Here is a 605-nt window from a genome sequence, read left to right as displayed (position 1 = left end):
GGCTTTGCCAGCGAGGTGACGCGCGTGGCGCGCGAGGTGGGCACCGAGGGCAAGCTCGGCGGCCAGGCCGCCGTGCCGGGCGTGGCCGGCACCTGGAAGGACCTGACCGACAACGTGAACTTCATGGCCAGCAACCTCACGGGCCAGGTGCGCAACATCGCCGAGGTGACCACCGCCGTGGCGCGCGGCGACCTGTCCAAGAAGATCACGGCCGACGTGCGCGGCGAAATCCTGGAGCTCAAGAACACCATCAACACCATGGTGGACCAGCTCAACGGCTTTGCCGGCGAAGTGAGCCGCGTGGCGCGCGAGGTGGGCACCGAAGGGGCGCTGGGCGGCCAGGCCCAGGTGCCGGGCGTGGCCGGCACCTGGAAGGACCTCACGGACAACGTCAACTCCATGGCCAGCAACCTCACGGCCCAGGTGCGCAACATCGCCAACGTGGCGACGGCGGTGGCCAATGGCGACCTCTCCAAGAAGATCACGGTGGACGTGAAGGGCGAGATCCTGGAGCTCAAGAACACCCTGAACACCATGGTGGACCAGCTCAACGGCTTTGCCAGCGAGGTGACGCGCGTGGCGCGCGAGGTGGGCACCGAGGGCAA

The 605-nt window shown here is 68.1% G+C and carries 1 protein-coding gene; it reads left to right on the top strand.

Features of this window, described 5'->3' with window-relative positions:
* Positions 1 to 605 (top strand): HAMP domain-containing protein (locus AC3WOH_RS34855; protein ID WP_492233897.1); only part of this gene is annotated, 605 nt, incomplete at both ends.

It is taken from the genome of Acidovorax sp. FW305-C-20-28, assembly GCF_058783375.1.
This window is presented reverse-complemented; position numbering and strand designations above follow the sequence as displayed.